The 17,880-nt window shown below is 74.8% G+C and carries 15 protein-coding genes; 14 read left to right on the top strand and 1 reads right to left on the bottom strand.

Annotated elements, in window-relative coordinates:
• The first annotated feature begins 47 nt into the window (after positions 1-47).
• The 6 genes from AB0C04_RS31120 to AB0C04_RS31095 all read left to right on the top strand — a co-directional run bounded on the left by AB0C04_RS31120 (position 48) and on the right by AB0C04_RS31095 (position 8,661).
• A complete protein-coding gene (locus AB0C04_RS31120) occupies positions 48-914 on the top strand; it encodes a hypothetical protein (protein WP_357061733.1) in 867 nt (288 codons plus the stop codon).
• A 1-nt stretch (position 915) separates the two neighbouring features.
• Positions 916-2,607, top strand: coding sequence for a lipid II flippase MurJ (locus AB0C04_RS31115; protein WP_357061730.1), 1,692 nt, complete (start codon positions 916-918; stop codon positions 2,605-2,607).
• Positions 2,604-3,770 carry a glycosyltransferase family 4 protein gene (locus AB0C04_RS31110; RefSeq protein WP_357061727.1) on the top strand — a complete coding sequence of 389 codons (1,167 nt, stop codon included), beginning with the start codon at positions 2,604-2,606 and terminating at the stop codon, positions 3,768-3,770. Before AB0C04_RS31115 ends, AB0C04_RS31110 begins: the two co-directional genes overlap by 4 nt.
• Positions 3,770-6,160, top strand: coding sequence for a hypothetical protein (locus AB0C04_RS31105; RefSeq protein ID WP_357061724.1), 2,391 nt, complete (start codon positions 3,770-3,772; stop codon positions 6,158-6,160). The genes AB0C04_RS31110 and AB0C04_RS31105 overlap by 1 nt, the downstream gene beginning before the upstream one ends.
• Before the next feature lie 159 nt (positions 6,161-6,319).
• Positions 6,320-8,059 carry a CTP synthase gene (locus tag AB0C04_RS31100; protein WP_357061721.1) on the top strand — a complete coding sequence of 580 codons (1,740 nt, stop codon included), beginning with the start codon at positions 6,320-6,322 and terminating at the stop codon, positions 8,057-8,059.
• Positions 8,056-8,661, top strand: coding sequence for an NUDIX hydrolase (locus AB0C04_RS31095; protein WP_357061719.1), 606 nt, complete (start codon positions 8,056-8,058; stop codon positions 8,659-8,661). The genes AB0C04_RS31100 and AB0C04_RS31095 overlap by 4 nt, the downstream gene beginning before the upstream one ends.
• Positions 8,662-8,775: 114 nt before the next feature.
• On the opposite strand, the gene AB0C04_RS31090 is transcribed toward AB0C04_RS31095, so the two are convergent.
• Positions 8,776-9,033, bottom strand: coding sequence for a TM2 domain-containing protein (locus AB0C04_RS31090; RefSeq protein ID WP_357061717.1), 258 nt, complete (start codon positions 9,031-9,033; stop codon positions 8,776-8,778).
• Between the two features lie 290 nt (positions 9,034-9,323).
• On the opposite strand from AB0C04_RS31090, the gene ald reads away from it, so the two are divergent.
• From ald to der, 8 genes are all read left to right on the top strand, one after another.
• Positions 9,324-10,439 carry an alanine dehydrogenase gene (ald, locus tag AB0C04_RS31085; protein WP_357061714.1) on the top strand — a complete coding sequence of 372 codons (1,116 nt, stop codon included), beginning with the start codon at positions 9,324-9,326 and terminating at the stop codon, positions 10,437-10,439.
• Positions 10,440-10,483: 44 nt separating this feature from the next.
• Complete coding sequence (locus AB0C04_RS31080; RefSeq protein ID WP_357061712.1) at positions 10,484-11,443, top strand: site-specific tyrosine recombinase XerD; 960 nt, start codon at positions 10,484-10,486, stop codon at positions 11,441-11,443.
• 239 nt (positions 11,444-11,682) lie between these two features.
• A complete protein-coding gene (locus tag AB0C04_RS31075; protein WP_357061710.1) occupies positions 11,683-12,606 on the top strand; it encodes an AAA family ATPase in 924 nt (307 codons plus the stop codon).
• Positions 12,607-12,659: 53 nt separating this feature from the next.
• Positions 12,660-13,730: a ScpA family protein gene (locus tag AB0C04_RS31070; protein WP_357061708.1), complete on the top strand. Its 1,071-nt coding sequence runs from the start codon at positions 12,660-12,662 to the stop codon at positions 13,728-13,730.
• A 5-nt stretch (positions 13,731-13,735) separates the two neighbouring features.
• A complete protein-coding gene (gene scpB, locus AB0C04_RS31065; protein ID WP_357061706.1) occupies positions 13,736-14,773 on the top strand; it encodes an SMC-Scp complex subunit ScpB in 1,038 nt (345 codons plus the stop codon).
• Entirely contained in the window at positions 14,760-15,530 is a 771-nt protein-coding gene (locus tag AB0C04_RS31060; protein WP_350874544.1) for a pseudouridine synthase, read from the top strand. Before scpB ends, AB0C04_RS31060 begins: the two co-directional genes overlap by 14 nt.
• Before the next feature lie 189 nt (positions 15,531-15,719).
• Positions 15,720-16,400, top strand: coding sequence for a (d)CMP kinase (cmk, locus tag AB0C04_RS31055; RefSeq protein ID WP_357061703.1), 681 nt, complete (start codon positions 15,720-15,722; stop codon positions 16,398-16,400).
• Entirely contained in the window at positions 16,397-17,800 is a 1,404-nt protein-coding gene (gene der, locus AB0C04_RS31050) for a ribosome biogenesis GTPase Der (protein ID WP_357061700.1), read from the top strand. The genes cmk and der overlap by 4 nt, the downstream gene beginning before the upstream one ends.
• Positions 17,801-17,880: the final 80 nt, after the last annotated feature.

Here is a 17,880-nt window from a genome sequence, read left to right as displayed (position 1 = left end):
GAACCGAAGCCCCGGATGCCCGCCGACGAGCCGATCGGAGTCACCGCGTGAGGATGCTGGCCCGGCTGTTGACCGCCGGCGCCGGGGCGGCCGCCGTCCGGTACGCGCTGCGCGAGGTGCGTACCTCCCCGGCCGGCCCCGCCCTGCAGCGCACCAACTTCCGCGGCCGTACCGTCACCCTCGCCGCCGGGCCCGCGCTCGCGGTCGGCGCGACGGGCGCGGGGGCGCTCGGCGCCACCAGCGTCGCCGCCGGCGCCGCGGCGCTGGTCGCCGGGGCCGGCGCCGGCGCGGTGGGGCTCTACGACGACGTGGTCGGCGCCCGACCGGAGCAGAAGGCCGCCAAGGGCTTCACCGGGCACCTCGCCGCGCTGCGCGAGGGGCGGGTCACCGCCGGCCTCGTCAAGATCGTCGGGGTGGGCGCGGCCGGGCTCGGCGCAGCCGCGCTGCTCGCCGCCGACCCCCGGGTCGCCGGGCACCGCCGCCGCCAGCAGCAGGGGGCGTTCGGCCGCGGCGTCGACGTCCTGCTCGGCGCCGGCGTGGTGGCCGGCACCGCCAACCTGCTCAACCTGCTGGACCTGCGCCCCGGCCGGGCGCTCAAGTCCGGCCTGCTGCTCGGCGTGCCGCTGACCGGTGGCCCGCACGGTGGGATCGCCGCCGGCGCGGTGGGCGCCGCCGCCGGGCTGCTCCCGGCGGACCTCGGCGAGGAGGTGATGCTCGGCGACAGCGGCGCGAACGCCCTCGGCGCGCTGCTCGGCGTCGCGCTCGCCGCCCGCACCGGCCCGCTGGGCCGCGCCGGCGTCCTCGCCGTGCTCGCCGGTCTCACCGCCGCCAGCGAGAAGGTCAGCTTCACCCAGGTGATCCAACGAACCCCCGGGTTGCGTGAGCTCGACGCGCTGGGCCGACGCGCCGACTGACGTGACCAGACCGGCACCCCTCGCCGGCGCCGGCCGGGTGGCCGGAGCGGCCGCGCTCATCGCCGTACTCACCGTGGTCAGCCGGCTCGCCGGCTTCGGCCGCACGGCCGTGTTCACCTGGACGCTGGCCGGCACCGACCTCGGCGGCACCTACGTGGTGGCGAACAACCTGCCGAACTTCATCTTCGAGATCGTGGCCGGGGGCGCGCTCGCCAGCCTCGTCGTACCGCTGCTGGCCGGCGCCGTCGAGGCGGGGGACCGGCGTGCCGTCGCCGCCACCACCGGGGCGCTGCTGACCTGGACGCTCAGCCTGCTCGTGCCGCTCGCCCTCGCGCTGGCCCTGCTCGCCCATCCATTGATCGGCCTGCTCGGCCCCGGCCTCAGCCCGGAGCAGCAGCAGGCCGGGGCCCGGATGCTGCTGCTGTTCGCCCCCCAACTGCCGCTGTACGGCGTCGGCATCGTGCTCACCGGGGTGCTCCAGGCGCACCGGCGGTTCGCCTGGCCGGTGATCGCCCCGCTGCTGTCCAGCATCACCGTGATCGCGGTCTACCTCGGCTTCACCGCGTGGCAGGGCCGGCTGGCCACGGTCGGCTCGGTGAACCCCGGCGGCGAGGTGCTGCTCGCCGGCGGCACCACCCTCGGCGTGGTGGTGCTCTCGCTGTCCCTGCTGATCCCGCTGCGCCGGCTCCGGCTGCGGCTGCGACCCGGCTACCGGTTCCCGGCCGACGCGCGGTCGAGGGTCGGCGCGCTCGCGGTCGCCGGTGTGGTGACCGTCACCGCGCAGCAGATCGCCCTGATCGTGACCCTCAACCAGGTGACGTACGGGTCGAGGGCCAACCCGGGCGTCTACAACATCGCGCAGACCATCTACTTCCTGCCCTGGGCGGTGCTGGCCGTGCCGCTCGCCGTGGCCGCGTACCCGACCCTCGTGGCGGCGCGGGCGACCGGCGACGAGCGCACCTACCGGGAGACCCTCGCTCCGGCGGTACGCGGGGTCGTGCTCTTCAGCCTGCTCGGCGCGGCGGCGCTGGTCGGCACCGCCGGGCCGGTCGGGCACGCGTTCTTCGCCGACGACCCGCAGGTCGCCGCGACCGCCGCGGCGGCGGTCGCCGGCTTCGCCCCCGGCCTGCTCGGCTACGGCCTGTTCGCCATCCTCACCCGGGCCCTCTACGCGCGGGGCGAGACCCGCTCGGCGACCGTCGCCACCGCCGCCGGGTGGCTGGCCGTGCCCCTGCTCGCGCTCCTGCTCGGGCAGCTGCTGCCCCTCGCCGACCGGGTGCTGGCGGTGGCCCTGGCCACCTCCGGGGGAATGCTGCTCCTCGGCGGCCTGCTCGTCGCCGCGGTGCTGCGCTCCGCCGGCCACGCCGCCCTGCTCGGCGTCGGCCGGGCCGGGGCCGCCGGCCTGCTCGCCGCCGCGGTCGCGGGGCTCGGCGGGGCGGGCACCGCCCGCGCGCTCGCGAGCCTCGGCGACGGGACCCCGACCGCACCGTGGGCGCTCGCGCAGGGCATGCTGTCCGGTGTCGTGGTCGGTGCCCTGTTCCTCACCGTCGCTTGGCTGACCGACGCGCGGGACGTCCGACCGCTGCTCGCGGCCGTGACCCGCCGGCTCGGTCGCCGACGGCCACCGGCCGGCCCGCAGGACGACCAACGCCCCGGAAAGCGCGGCGACGGGAAGGAGACCGTTTCCTCATGACGGACGCCTCGTCGGCGCCGCGGTGGCCCGGCTCAGTGGCCCTGGTACTCGCCTCCAGCACCGGCGGGGTGGGGCAGCACGTCCGCTCCGTGGCACGGGGGCTCACCGCGGCCGGCGCCACCGTCGTGGTCTGCGGCCCGGCGGCCACCGAGGAGCAGTTCGACTTCACCGGCGTCGGCGCGCGCTTCGAGCCGGTCGAGATCCCGGCCAGCCCCACGCCGGCCGACGCCCGCGCGGTCGCCGCGCTGCGCCGCGCGCTGAACAGCACCGCGGTGGACGTGGTGCACGCGCACGGACTGCGGGCCGGCCTGGTCGCGGTGCTCGCCCGACCGGCGGCACCACTCGTGGTCACCTGGCACAACGCGGTGCTCGCGGGCGGGTTGCGTGGCGCCCTGTCCCGGCTGGCCGAACGGGTCGTCGCCCGCGGCGCCCGGGTCGCGCTCGGCGCCTCCGCCGACCTGGTCGACCGGGCCGCCGCGCTCGGCGCCACCGAAGCCCGGCTCGCCCCGGTGGCCGCGCCGACCCTGCCCACCCCACGCCGCCGCCGCGCCGCCGTACGCGCCGAGTTCGGGGTGGACGCCGCGCGGCCGTTGATCGTCTCGGTCGGCCGGCTGCACCCGCAGAAGCGCTACGACCTGCTGATCGACGCGGCAGCCCGGTGGCGTACCCGAACCCCGGCGCCGGTCGTGGTGATCGCCGGCAGCGGCCCGGCGTACCTGCCGCTGGCCGCCCGGATCTCCGCCGCCCGGGCGCCGGTGACCCTGCTCGGGCACCGCACCGACGTGGCGGACCTGCTCACCGGCGCCGACCTGGCCGTGGTCACCAGCGACTGGGAGGCCCGCCAGCTCTTCGCCCAGGAGGCGCTGCGCGCCGGCGTACCGCTGGTGGCGACCTCGGTCGGCGGCCTGCCGGGCCTGGTCGGCGACGCCGCGGTGCTGGTGCCCCCCGGCGACGTGGACGCGCTCGACGCCGCCGTACGCGAACTCCTCGACGACCCCGAGCGCCGGGCGGCGCTGAGCCGGCTCGGCGCGGAGCGGGCGGCGACCTGGCCCACCGAGGCCGACACCGTCGCCGCGCTGAGCGCGCTCTACGCCGAGTTGGCCGCGCAGCGCAGCGGCCCGACCGCCCCGGACGCGGGCGCACCGTCGACGGGACACCGATAATGCTGCGCCGACTGGTCCCCGCCCTGCTCACCCTGATGGTGGTGGCGCTGGGCATCGCGGCGCTGGGCGCCCGGCCCGAGCGCGGCGCGCCGCAGCGCACCGCCGACTTCGTCGTCCTCGCCGGAGTCGCCGGGCTGCGCTGGGAGGACGTGGACCCGCAGACCACCCCGACGCTGTGGCGGATGGCCGAGCAGGGCTCGATCGGTTCGCTGTCGGTCCGCTCCGCGCACCGGCCCACCTGCCCGGTGGACGGCTGGCTGAGCCTGGGCGCCGGCAGCTTCGCGGCCTGGAACGGCAGCCGGCAGGTCGGCGGCTGCCCGCCGGCCGCGGTGACGGTGGAGCAGCCGGACGGCATCGGGGCGAACCTGCCCGAGCAGGAGGGCGTGGTCCAGTACAACCAGGAGCAGCTGCCCTGGGGCGCCATGCCCGGGTCGCTGGCCGAGTCGGTGCGCTGCTCGGTGGCGGTCGGCCCCGGCGCCGCCGTCGCCGCCGCCCGCCCGTTCGGCCGGGTGGACCGCTACGCCTCGGCGCTGCCCGCCGACCCGGCCGGGCTGCTCGGCTCCTGCGTGCTCAGCATCGTCGACCTGGGCACGGTCGACGGCGCCTCGAAGGCCGACCGGGCCACGGCGGCCCGGGCGGCCGACGCGCAGCTGGCCCGGGTGCTCGCCGCCCGGCCGCCGCGCTCGCTGGTGCTGGTGGCCGGGATCTCCGACACCGAGCAGCCGGCCCGGCTGCACGTGGCGGTCGCCGACGGCCCGGGCTGGGAGAGAGGCTGGCTGACCTCGGCGAGCACCGGCCGCGACGGTTACCTGCAACTGGTCGACCTCGCGCCGACGGCGCTCGCCGCGCTGGGCCGGCCGATGCCCGACCGGCTCTTCCTCGGCCGGCCCGCGCTCGCCGTGGACGGTCGCCCCGCCGACCTGGCCGCCGCGATCGCCCAGCCGGCTGACGCCGACCGGGAGGCCGCCGCCCAGCGGAGCATCGTCGGCTGGTTCTTCACCCTGCTCGCCGCCGCCCAGATGCTGCTCGCCGTGGCGGTCCTGCCGCTGCTGCGCCGCGCCCGCCGGCACGCCGGCCCGTACGGGCCGAAGCCGGTCGCCCGGCGGGTGGTGGCGACCGTGGAGCTGCTGCTCGTCGCCGCCGCGCTGGCCGTGCCGGCGGCGCTGCTCGCCGACGTGGTGCCGTGGTGGCGGACGGACCGACCCGGCTGGGCCTTCGCCGGGGTGACCGCCCTGCTGGTGATCGCCGGCACCGCCGCGGTCCGGTTCGCCCCCGGGCACGCCAGCACCCTCGGGCCGCTCGGCGCGGTCGCCGGCCTGACCACGCTCACCATCGGCCTGGACGTGCTGACCGGGGCCCGGTTGCAGCTCAACGGCGTGGTCGGCTACTCCGCGCTGGAGGGCGGCCGGTACGCCGGGCTGGGCACCGTCGGCCTCGGGGTGTTCCTGGCCGGCGCGCTGCTGAGCGCGGGCTGGCTGGCCCAGCGGATGCAGCGGGGCTGGCGTCCGGCGGTCATGGTCGCGGTGTGCGGCGTCGCCGTGGTGATCGTGGGCAGCCCCTACCTGGGGGCGGACCCGATCGGCGCGATAGCGCTGACCGCCGGGCTGAGCGTCGCGGCGGCGATCAGCGCCGGCGGCTGGTTGACGGTCAGCCGGCTGGCCTGGGCGGTGATGGCGGCGCTCGCGGTCACCATCGGTTTCGCGGTGCTCGACGTGCGCCGCCCGGCCGCGGAGCGGGGCAGCCTGGGCCGGTTCCTGGCCTCGATCGGCGACGGGACCGGCGGGCTCACCGTGCACCGCTCCAGCACGGCCAACTTCGACACCCTGGTCGACAGCCCGCTGACCGTGCTGGCCCTGGCCGGCGCGCTGCTGGTCTGGTTCGCGCTGCTGCAACCGTGGGGCGGGCTGATGCGGCTGTTCGGCATCTATCCGGCGATCCGGGCCGCGATGGCCGGCACCGCGGTCGCGGCGGTGATCGGCGGCGTCCTGAGCGGCTCGGCGCTGGACGTGGCCGGCGCCGCCGGCGCGCTGGTGGTGCCGATGGCCGCGCTGGCCTCGCTGCGGGTGCTCGACCACTCGACCGACCGGACCCTGCCCGGCGCCGGCCGGCCGACCGCCGACGGCTCGGGCGTGACCGGCGACGAAGGGCTCGGCGGCAGCGGTGAGGGTGGCTGCGGCGGTGGCGCGGACGACGGCCCGGCCGGCGGGGGCGGTCCGTCGGGCGGCTCGGCCCCGGTGACGCCGCCGGAGGAGCCGGGCGCTGTGGCGCCGGACACGCAGGCCCCGGCCACCCGGGCGCCGGACACCGAGCCAGGGGCGCCGGAGGCGGACCGCGGCGCCCCGGCCCCGCGTCAGGCCGATCGCTCGTCGCGCCAGGTCACGACGCCCTGACGGGGCGTCGTCAACCACCCGGCTCGGGGGCGTGACCTCGGTGCGGGATGCGAGTCACCCCCGGTGAGGTGTTACCGTGGAATCCCGTGGATCGCGTGATCACTTTGCTGATCGCCTCGGCGTTCTGCACGACCGCTACGGACGACACGGGAGCAGGCCTTGGCCCCTTCAGCACGGACGACCAGGCACATTTTCGTCACCGGGGGCGTGGCCTCCTCGCTGGGTAAGGGCCTCACCGCCTCCAGCCTCGGCAATCTGCTCACCGCGCGGGGTCTCCGCGTGGTCATGCAGAAGCTCGACCCGTACCTGAACGTCGACCCGGGGACGATGAACCCGTTCCAGCACGGCGAGGTCTTCGTCACCGAGGACGGCGCCGAGACCGACCTCGACGTCGGGCACTACGAGCGGTTCCTGGACCGGGCGCTCTCCGGCAAGGCGAACGTCACCACCGGGCAGATCTACTCCGACGTGATCGCCAAGGAGCGGCGCGGCGAGTACCTCGGCGACACGGTGCAGGTCATCCCGCACATCACCAACGAGATCAAGGCCCGGATCCTCGGCATGGCCGACCCGGACGCCGACGGCCAGGTGCCGGACGTGGTGATCACCGAGGTCGGCGGCACGGTCGGCGACATCGAGTCGCTGCCGTTCCTGGAGGCGATCCGGCAGGTCCGCCACGACCTGGGTCGGGACAACTGCTTCTACCTGCACGTCTCGCTGGTGCCCTACCTGGCACCCTCGGGGGAGTTGAAGACCAAGCCGACCCAGCACTCGGTGGCGCAGCTGCGCAGCATCGGTATCCAGCCGGACGCCATCGTCTGCCGCTCCGACCGGGAGATCCCGGAGAAGCTCAAGCACAAGCTCTCGCTCTACTGCGACGTGGACGCCGAGGCGGTGGTGGCCGCCCCGGACGCGCCGAGCATCTACGACATCCCCAAGGTGCTGCACCGGGAAGGGCTGGACGCGTACGTGGTGCGCCGGCTCGGCCTCTCCTTCCGCGACGTGGACTGGGGCAGCTGGGACGACCTGCTGGACCGGGTGCACCAGCCGCGGCACACGGTGACCGTCGCGGTGGTCGGCAAGTACGTCGACCTGCCCGACGCGTACCTGTCGGTCAGCGAGGCGATCCGGGCGGCCGGCTTCGGCCACCGCGCCCGGGTGAAGCTGCGCTGGGTACCCAGCGACGAGTGCGTCACCCCGGCCGGCGCGGCGGCCGCCCTGGCCGGCGTCGACGGCATCCTGATTCCGGGCGGCTTCGGGGTGCGCGGCATCGAGGGCAAGATCGGCACCGCCCGGTACGCCCGCGAGAACGGCGTCCCGCTGCTCGGCCTCTGCCTCGGCCTGCAGTGCATGACCATCGAGGTGGCCCGGCACCTGGCCGGCCTGGACGGGGCGAACTCGCTGGAGTTCGACGAGGAGGCCCGCCACCCGGTCATCGCCACCATGGCCGACCAGGAGGACATCGTGGCCGGCAAGGGCGACCTGGGCGGCACCATGCGGCTCGGGGCCTACCCGGCGAAGCTCGCCGAGGGCTCGCTGGTCGCCGAGGCGTACGGCAACACCGAGGTGAGCGAGCGGCACCGGCACCGCTACGAGGTCAACAACGCCTACCTGGACGCGCTGACCAAGGCCGGGCTGCACATCTCCGGCACCTCGCCGGACGGGCGGCTGGTCGAGTTCGTCGAGCTGGACCGGAGCCTGCACCCGTTCTACGTGGCCACCCAGGCGCACCCGGAGCTGAAGAGCCGGCCCACCCGGCCGCACCCGCTCTTCGCCTCCTTCGTCAAGGCCGCGCTCGCCTACTCGCAGGCCGACCAGCTCCCGGTCGACCTGGACGCGCCGGACGCCGAGCAGGCCGCCCGCAACGGCGCCGCGGCCAAGGCGGCGTCCGCGTCGTGAGCGCCGTCGAGCACCGCTACGAGGTCCGGTCCCGAGAGCAGCGCTGGTCCGGCCGGATCTTCGACGTGGTCACCGAGGAGGTGACCATGCCGGGCGGCGGCACGGGGAAGCGCGACATCGTCCGGCACGTCGGCGCGGTGGCGGTGGTGGCGCTGGACGACGCGGGCCAGGTGGTGCTGATCCGTCAGTACCGGCACCCGGTGGGGCGGCATCTCTGGGAGCTGCCCGCCGGGCTGATGGACGTCTCCGGCGAGGACCTGGCCGCCGCGGCGGCCCGGGAGCTGGCCGAGGAGGCGGACCTGACCGCGGGGCGGATGGACGTGCTGGTCGACCTGCACAGCTCACCCGGCTTCACCGACGAGCTGGTCCGGGTCTTCCTGGCCCGGGACCTGGCCGACGTGCCGGCGGAGCAGCGCCACGAGCGCCGCGACGAGGAGGCCGACCTCCAGGTGGTCCGGATCGGCCTGGACGAGGCGGTCTCCATGGTGTTGGCCGGCGAGATCACCAACGCCTCCTGCGTGGCCGGGCTGCTCGCCGCCGCCCGGGCCCGGGACACCGGCTGGTCGGTGCTGCGCCGGGCGGACGCGCCGCTGCCGCGCTGAACCGCGGCGGCGTCGAGGAGGCGAGGACCGGGGGTGCCGCCGCCACGGCGGCGATCCGGGGACGACGAGAAGGGGCCGTGCGGCACGCCGCACGGCCCCTTCGGTGTTGCCAGGTCAGTCGCGCAGCGGGCGACCCTGCCCGTCGACGCCGCCGTTCACCAGGATCAGGATGCCGTCGATGAAGCCCCAGAGGCCGCCGATGCCGCAGGTCACGACGGTCACGACGAGCTGCAGCACGCCGATCTTGGTGTGGCCCATGTAGAACCGGCCGACGCCGAACGAGCCGAGCACGATGCCGAGGATGCCCGCGACGACCTTGCTCTTGTCGGAAACGCCCTGGGGGTAGCCAGGCTGGTAAGGAGGAGTGGTCATGAGGCGACACCATATAGATCCACTGGCGTCCTGTCGCAGCGGCACCCCGTGAGTGGGACGATAATGGACGAATACTGTCCTGACGGCTGAGGCGCCCTCCACCGCAGGCCCGGGCTCACGCCTGACACTCCGTCAGGGCGTGCCGGCACCGGATGCCACTGTGCTGGCCCTCCCGGGCCGGCGGCGCGCCTAGACTGCCGCCGGCGGGACCGGTGGACCGCGTCGGCAAAGGGGCCGCCGCGCACCGAGCAGTCGGGGGAGCGCAGCCCCCTGAGAGAGGTGTCTGCATCGTGAAGGTCGGAATCCCCCGCGAGGTCAAGAACCACGAGTACCGCGTGGCGATCACGCCGGCGGGCGTCAACGAGTTCACCCGCAGCGGTCACCAGGTCTTCGTCGAGTCCGGCGCCGGGGTCGGGTCCAGCATCACCGACGACGACTTCGCCGCCGCCGGCGCGAAGATCCTGCCCACCGCCGACGAGGTCTGGGACGTCGCGGAGCTGGTGCTCAAGGTCAAGGAGCCGGTGGCCGAGGAGTACCACCGGATGCGCGAGGGGCAGGTGCTCTTCACCTACCTGCACCTGGCCGCGTCCAAGGAGTGCACCGACGCGCTGGTCGACCGCAAGGTGACCGGCATCGCGTACGAGACCGTCGAGCTGCCCGACCGCTCGCTGCCGCTGCTCGCCCCGATGTCCGAGGTGGCCGGTCGGCTCGCCCCGCAGGTCGGCGCGCACCACATGCAGCGCCAGGGCGGCGGGCGCGGCATCCTGATGGGCGGCGTCTCCGGCGTCTACGCGGCCAAGACCGTGGTCATCGGCGCCGGGGTCTCCGGCATGAACGCCGCCGCCATCGCGCTCGGCCTGCAGGCCGAGGTGCTGCTGCTGGACAAGAACGTCGGGCGGCTGCGCCAGGCCGACGCCATCTACCGCGGCCACCTGCAGACGGTCGCCTCCAACGCGTACGAGATCGAGCGGGCCGTGCTCGACGCGGACCTGGTCATCGGCGCGGTGCTGGTCCCCGGCGCGAAGGCCCCGACGCTGATCTCCAACGAGCTGGTCTCCCGGATGAAGCCGGGCAGCGTGCTGGTGGACATCTCCATCGACCAGGGCGGCTGCTTCGAGGACTCGCGTCCCACCACGCACGCCGACCCGACCTACCAGGTGCACAACTCGATCTTCTACTGCGTGGCGAACATGCCCGGCGCGGTGCCGCACACCAGCACCTACGCGCTGACCAACGTCACCATGCCGTACGCCCTGGAGCTGGCCAACCACGGCTGGCGCGAGGCGCTGCGCCGCGACCCGGCGCTGGCCCTGGGTCTGAACACCCACGCCGGTCAGGTCACCTACGGCCCGGTCGCCGAGGCGCACGGCATGGGCGTGCTCCCGCTGGCCGACGTGCTGGCCTGAGAGGCGGCGGGCTGACCGGAACGACGGACGGGGCCGGCGAGGGCGTGCAGCCCGCGCCGGCCCTGCGTCGTGCCGTGCGCGGCTACCTCGACCACCTGACCGTGGAGCGGGGCCTCTCCGCGAACACCCTCGCCTCGTACCGCCGGGACCTGGACCGCTACCTCGCGACTCTGGCCGCCGCGGGCGTCACCGACCTCGCGTCGGTCGGCGCCGGCGTCGTCGAGTCGCACCTGGCGCGGCTGCGCGCCGGCGACGGCGAACACCCGCCGCTGGCCGTCTCCTCGGCCGCTCGGGCCGCCAGCGCGGTCCGCGGCCTGCACCGCTTCGCCCTGCGCGAGGGACTGGCCGGCGCCGACCCGAGCCGGGACGTCCGCCCGCCGACCCCACCGCGCCGGCTGCCCCGGGCCCTGCCGCTCGACGACGTGGTCCGGTTGGTGGAGACGGCCGGGCCGGTCACCGCGAGCGGCGAGGCAGCGCCGCTCGCGCTGCGCGACCGGGCGCTGCTGGAGTTCCTGTACGGCACCGGAGCGCGGATCTCCGAGGCGGTCGGCGCCGCGGTGGACGATGTGGACCCGGCCGAGGGAACCGTGTTGCTGCACGGCAAGGGCGGGCGCACCCGCCTGGTCCCGATCGGCGGGTACGCGGTCGAGGCGCTGCGCGCCTACCTGGTCCGGGCCCGGCCCACGCTGGCCGCCGCCGGCCGGGGCACCCCCGCGGTCTTCCTCAACGCCCGCGGCGGCGCGCTCTCCCGGCAGGGCGCCTGGACGATCCTGCGCCGCGCCGCCCAGCGGGCCGGCCTGCCGGTCGAGGGACCGGCCGCGGTCTCCCCGCACACGCTGCGCCACTCCTACGCCACCCACCTGCTCGACGGCGGCGCGGACGTGCGGGTGGTGCAGGAACTGCTCGGGCACGCCTCGGTGACCACCACCCAGGTCTACACGCTGGTCACCGTCGAGCGGCTGCGCGAGGTGTACGCCACCGCGCACCCCCGCGCCCGCGGCTGACCCGGCCGTGTCGTCACCGGATCCGGGTGCTGGCCCACACCGGTGCGGGCGGCGCCGTCGGCTGATCCGGTGGGCGCCGCCCGACACGCCGAGCGGCTAGCGAACCGCCTGCTGGTCGGTGGCGTACAGTCGGCATCGGCGCGGACCTCCTGGGTGGTGAACCGGGGTGCGCAGCGGCGCCGCGAAGGACGTCGGACGGCTCCGACGCCGGGTGGTCGTCGGGAGGGGGCAACGAGGACATGGCTGGCAACGGTGACCGTGCCGAGACCTGGACGTCGGAGCTCCGCGAGCAGCAGGCCACGCTCGGCGCGGACCTGGGCCCGGCCGATCCGGCCGCCTACACGATGCGCAAGCCCATCCCCGAGCCGATGCCCACCGACCGGCACGGGCCGGCGCGGATCATCGCGATGGCGAACCAGAAGGGTGGCGTCGGCAAGACCACCACCACGATCAACCTGGGCGCCGCGCTGGCCGAATACGGCCGCAAGGTGCTGCTGGTCGACTTCGACCCGCAGGGCGCGCTCTCGGTCGGGCTGGGGGTCAACCCGCACAACCTCGACCTGTCGGTCTACAACCTGCTGATGCAGGACGACGTCACCGCCGAGGACGTCCTGATCAAGACCGACGTGGCCGGGCTGCACCTGCTGCCGGCCAACATCGACCTCTCCGCCGCCGAGATCCAGTTGGTCAACGAGGTCGCCCGGGAGATGGCCCTGGCCCGGGTGCTGCGCTCGGTGCGCAAGGAGTACGACTACATCCTGATCGACTGCCAGCCGTCGCTGGGCCTGCTGGCCATCAACGCGCTGACCGTCGCGCACGGCGTGCTCATCCCGCTGGAGTGCGAGTTCTTCAGCCTGCGCGGGGTGGCGCTGCTGCTGGACACCATCGACAAGGTCCGCGAGCGGCTCAACTTCGACCTGGAGCTCGAGGGCATCCTCGCCACCATGTACGACAGCCGCACCACCCACTGCCGGCAGGTGCTCCAGCGGGTGGTGGAGGCGTTCGGCGACAAGGTCTACCAGACCGTGATCACCAAGACGGTCAAGTTCCCCGAGTCCACCGTCGCCGGTGCCCCGATCACCACGCTCGATCCGGCTTCGTCCGGCGCCCGCAACTACCGCCAGCTGGCCCGCGAGGTGATCGCCGCGCAGACCGAGCGGTAGGCCCGGGTGCCCCGTCGCGCCCGCCGTCGCGGCCCGTCGACTACGGTCGTGCGGTGACCGCCCCGCCCCTCGACTCGCCCGCCGCGCCCGAGCAGCCGCTCCCCGCGCGCGCCACCGGCCCCGCCGGGACCGGTGCGACGGCGGACGCGGAGGCCGACGGGAACGGTACCGACGCCCAGGAGCAGGCCGGCGAACCCGGCGCGACACCGCAGGACGGCGGCGGTTTCACCGTCCGGCTGGCGAACTTCACCGGCCCGTTCGACCTGCTGCTGCAGCTGATCGGCAAGCACAAACTGGACGTCACCGAGGTGGCGCTGCATCGGGTCACCGACGAGTTCATCGCCTACATCCGGGCGATGGGCGACCAGTGGGACCTGGACGAGGCGAGCGAGTTCCTGCTCATCGCCGCCACCCTGCTGGATCTGAAGGCGGCCCGGCTGCTGCCCGCCGCCGAGGTCGAGGACGAGGACGATCTCGCCCTGCTGGAGGCGCGGGACCTGCTCTTCGCCCGGCTGTTGCAGTACAAGGCGTACAAGGAGGCCGCCGCGCACATCGCCGAGTTGGAGGCGGTCGGCGGTCGGCGCTATCCCCGGGCGGTCACCCTGGAACCCCGGTACGCCGAGGCGCTGCCCGACCTGGTCCTCGGCATCGGCCCGCAGCGGCTGCTCAAACTCGCGATCAAGGCGCTGACCCCGAAGCCGGTGCCCGAGGTCTCCATCGCCCACGTGCACATGGTCCGGGTCAGCGTCCGGGAACACGCCGCGATCATCACCGAGCGGCTGCGCCGAGCAGGCACCGCCACCTTCTCGCTGCTCTGCGCCGACTGCGAGGCGACCCTCGAGGTGGTGGCCCGGTTCCTGGCGCTGCTGGAGCTCTACCGGGAAGGTCTGGTCGCCTTCGTGCAGGAGCAGGCCCTGGACGAGCTGACCGTGCGCTGGACCGGCCCCGCCGACGGCGGCACCGACCTGCACATCGACGAGTACGCCGGCACCCCGGCCGAACCCGACGCCGAGCCGGCGACCCCCGGGACGCAGCCGCCGGCGGAGGACGCCGCTGCCCCGCAGTCGGGCAGCACCGTGTCCGGGGCGGCGGCATCCCCGGAGGCGGGAACGAGCGAGGAGTGACCGCGATGAGCAACGAGGAGCGCCCCGACTCCCTGGCCGACCAGGCCGCCGCCTGGGTGCCACCCTGGGAGCGCCCCGCCTCGCCGCCGACCGGGGCCCCCGCAGATCTTGGCACCGACCGGCCCCTGGAGGCGCTGGGATCCGCCAAGATCTCGGGGGACCCCGACCCCGAGGCGGCGGACGTCGGCGAGTTCCCGGGGGAGCCCGGGGGAGAGCGGCCCGAGGCGGAGCCGGCTGCCGTACCGCGGCCCGAGGCGGGGCCGGCTGAGGCACCGCAGCCCGAGGCGGGGCCGGCTGCCGAGCCGCGGCCCGAGGCGGGGCCGGTCGCGTCCGAGCAGGCCGAGGTGGGGCAGGTCACGGCTCAGCAGGTCACGCCCGAGGCGGTCGCGGCCGAGCAGGCGGAGGTGGGGCGAGCCGGCAACACCCCGGGCGGGCCGGTCCGGCAGGGGACCGGGCGGCGGCGGGCGGCGCCGGAGCCGGCGCCCGCGCCGGTGCTCGACGACGCCGAGCTGCGCGGGGCGTTGGAGGCGATCCTGCTGGTGGTGGACGAACCGGTCAGCGAGCTGACCCTGGCCCAGGTCCTTGAGCAGTCGCCCGAGCGGGTCGGCGCGATGTTGGACGACATCTCCGCCGGCTACACCGCCTCCGGGCACGGCTTCGAGCTGCGCCGGGCCGCCGGTGGCTGGCGTCTCTACACCCGGCCGGAATACGCCAGCTATGTCGAGCGCTTTGTCTTGGAGGGTCAGTCGGTCCGGCTGACCCAGGCCGCGCTCGAGACCCTCGCGGTGGTCGCCTACAAGCAGCCGGTCACCCGGTCGCGGATCTCCGCGATCCGGGGCGTCAACTGCGACGGGGTGATCCGTACCCTGGTCACTCGCGGACTGGTGGAAGAGTGCGGCACCGAAGCGGAGAGCGGCGCGTTCCTCTACCGGACCACCACCCTGTTCTTGGAGAAGCTGGGGTTGAATACGGTCGACGAGCTACCGCCGCTCGCGCCGTTCCTCCCCGACGATGTGGAAGAGCTGACCGATGCGACGCGATGACCGCACCCCCCGACCCGACGCCCCCGCTCCCGACGGGGCCGAGCGCCTGCAGAAGGTGCTCGCCGCCGCCGGCGTCGGCTCCCGGCGTGCCTGCGAGGACCTGATCTTCCGGCGGCGGGTGACCGTGGACGGGCGGGTCGCGCAGCTCGGCGACAAGGTGGACCCGGCCACGGCGGTGATCCACGTCGACGGTGAGCGGCTGGTCGCTGACACCACCCTGGTGTACCTGGCGATGAACAAGCCGCGCGGGGTGGTGTCGACCATGGCCGACGAGAAGGGCCGCACCGCGCTGGCCGACTTCATCGGCAACCGGGTCGAGCAGCGGGTCTACCACGTCGGTCGGCTCGACGCGGACAGCGAGGGCCTGCTGCTGCTCACCAACGACGGCAACCTGGCGCACCGGCTGATGCACCCCTCCTACGGGATGCCCAAGACGTACCTCTGTGAGGTGGCGGGTCCGATTCCCCGCAACCTTGGCAAGCGGCTGATGGCCGGCGTCGAGCTGGAGGACGGCCCGGTGTCCGTCGACGCGTTCAAGGTGGTGGACACGCTGGGACGGACCGCCCAGGTGGAGCTGACCCTGCACGAGGGGCGCAAACACATCGTCCGGCGACTGCTGGCCGAGGTCGGCCACCCGGTCTCCCGGCTGATCCGTACCTCGATCGGGCCGATCCGCCTCGGTGACCTGCGCGCCGGGCGGACCCGGCGGCTCACCAACGCCGAAGTCGCCGCCCTGTTCAAGGCGGTGGGTGACTGACCCCGTCGGACGGGGGTACGGCTGCCGGTAGGCTCGCAGCGGCCGGGCGACGGCCGCGCCGGTGGCGCGGGTCGCGCCCGGCGGCGTCGCGCGCGCCCCGTGGGGGCGGCGGGCATCATTGACGAGGGACATCCGCTTGCGGCGCCGGAAGGCCGGCGATCCGTGAGGTACGGGCTGAGGAGGACGACGGTGGAGGAAAACGTACGGGCCGGGCGATGCGTGGTCGCTGTGGACGGGCCGTCCGGTTCGGGGAAGTCCACCGTCTCGCGGCGGCTCGCCGCCGGCATCGGTGCCCGCTACCTGGACACCGGGGCGATGTACCGGGCGATCACCTGGGCGGTGCTGCGTTCCGGGGTCGACCTGACCGACGCCGAGGCGGTGGCCAAGGTCGCCGGTGAGGTGGACCTGCGCATCGGCACCGACCCCCAGGGGTACGGGGTGACCGCCGACGGCGTCAGCGTGGACGCCGAGATCCGTGGGCCCGAGGTGACCGCGTCGGTCTCCGCCGTGGCCGCGGTGCCCGCCGTGCGGGCGCTGCTGGTCGCCCGCCAGCAGGAAATGATCGTCAACGCCGGCCGGATCGTGGTCGAGGGCCGGGACATCGGTGCCGTGGTGGCGCCGGACGCCGACCTGAAGGTCTACCTGACCGCCTCCGAGCTGGCCCGCGCCGCCCGCCGCAGCGCCGAGGACGCCGCCGACGCGGCGGCCACCGCCGCCGACCTGGCCCGCCGGGACCGGCTCGACTCGACCCGCAAGGTCTCGCCGTTGCAGCAGGCCGCGGACGCGGTCGTGCTGGACACCACCGAGCTGGGCATCGACGAGGTCGTCCAGCAGCTGCGCGACCTGCTCACCGAGCGGGGAGTGGCATGAGCGAGCCTGGTGGTTGGGTCGAGTTGCGCGAACCCGACGTGGAAGTTGAGGAGCAGTCCGGTCCGCAGCCGGTGGTGGCCGTGGTCGGCCGGCCCAACGTGGGCAAGTCGACACTGGTCAACCGGATCATCGGCCGCCGGCAGGCGGTCGTCGAGGACGTCCCCGGGGTGACCCGGGACCGGGTGCCGTACGACGCGCAGTGGTCCGGCCGGGCGTTCACCGTGGTGGACACCGGCGGTTGGGAGCCGGACGCGAAGGACCGGGCGGCGGCGATCGCCGCGCAGGCCGAGGCGGCGGTGGTCACCGCCGACGTGGTGCTCTTCGTGGTCGACGCGGTGATCGGTTCGACCGACGTGGACGAGGCCGCGGTGAAGATGCTGCGACGCAGCGCCAAGCCGGTCATCCTGGTGGCGAACAAGGCCGACAACACCGCGATCGAGATGGAGGCCACCTCGCTCTGGTCGCTCGGACTGGGTGAGCCGCACCCGGTGTCGGCGCTGCACGGGCGTGGTTCCGGCGAGCTGCTTGACGCGATCCTGGACGCGCTGCCCGACGCCCCGCCGATCGTGGAGAACCGCCCGCGCGGACCGCGCCGGGTGGCGCTGGTCGGCCGGCCGAACGTGGGCAAGTCCAGCCTGCTCAACCGGTTCTCCGGCGAGGAGCGGGCGGTGGTCGACTCGGTCGCCGGCACCACCGTCGACCCGGTCGACAGCCTGGTGCAGATCGGCGGGGAGACCTGGCACCTGGTGGACACCGCCGGGCTGCGCAAGCGGGTCGGCAAGGCCAGCGGCACCGAGTACTACGCCAGCCTGCGCACCGCCGCGGCGATCGAGGCGGCCGAGGTGGCCGTGGTGCTGCTCGACTCCAGCGAGCCGATCAGCGAGCAGGACCAGCGGATCCTGACCATGGTGACCGAGGCCGGCCGGGCCCTGGTGATCGCCTTCAACAAGTGGGACATGGTCGACGCCGACCGTCGGTACTACCTGGACAAGGAGATCGACCGGGAGCTGCGCCGCATCCCCTGGGCGCTCCGGCTCAACCTGTCGGCGATGACCGGCCGGGCGGTGGACAAGCTGGCACCGGCGCTGCGCAAGGCCCTTGCCAGCTGGGAGACCCGGGTACCGACCGCGCAGCTCAACCAGTGGCTGACCGCGCTGGTGCAGGCCACCCCGCACCCGGTGCGAGGCGGACGGGCGCCGCGGATTCTCTTCGCCACCCAGGCCGGGGTGGCGCCGCCGCGCTTCGTGCTCTTCACCACCGGGCCGATCGACGCCGGCTACCAGCGCTTCGTCGAGCGCAAGCTGCGCGAGGAGTTCGGCTTCGAGGGCAGCCCGATCGAGATCTCGGTACGCCCGCGCAAGAAGCTCGGCCCCGGCGGCCGGGGCAAGGCACACGGCTGATCGATCCTCGAAGGGCCGGGTGGGGGACGCATCCCACCCGGCCCTTCTGCATTCCCTTTCACCCCACCCTCCTAGGACGC

Origin of the sequence: Micromonospora sp. NPDC048909, from assembly GCF_040649635.1 — a bacterium.
GTDB lineage: Bacteria > Actinomycetota > Actinomycetes > Mycobacteriales > Micromonosporaceae > Micromonospora.
This window is presented reverse-complemented; position numbering and strand designations above follow the sequence as displayed.